The organism is Shewanella electrica (assembly GCF_022321485.1).
GTDB classification, from domain to species: Bacteria; Pseudomonadota; Gammaproteobacteria; order Enterobacterales; family Shewanellaceae; genus Shewanella; species Shewanella electrica.
The window spans coordinates 1-267 of sequence record NZ_JAKOGG010000346.1 but is presented as its reverse complement, the minus strand read 5'-3'; the positions used below and the strand labels follow the sequence as shown (position 1 = coordinate 267).

The window sequence follows — 267 nt, the reverse complement described above, 5'->3', positions numbered from 1 at the left end:
TCCCTGCTGTGCCCATCACAAAACCACATTCATGGCAAGCCTGCGTAGTGTTCTTAGGATTCACCGTAAGGAATTGGCAATGGTAGAGTTCTGCTTTATAAGCCAACATTCCTAAGAAAGTCCGCCAACCTACGTCCGTAATACTCATCGCTAAAGCATGATTCTTCAGCATATTTTTACTCCGCAATTCCTCTGCGGCTACGAAATCGTGGTTCTTGATTAGTGTAGTCGAGACATTGTGGAGAAAGTCACGTCGACGTTCAAAGA

At 44.9% G+C, this 267-nt stretch carries 1 protein-coding gene; it reads right to left on the bottom strand.

Annotation, left to right across the window (positions count from 1 at the left end):
• The coding region (locus L9G74_RS22405) for a zinc ribbon domain-containing protein (protein ID WP_326521527.1) at positions 1–148 on the bottom strand (148 nt) is incomplete at its 3' end.
• Between the last annotated feature and the right edge of the window lie 119 nt (positions 149–267).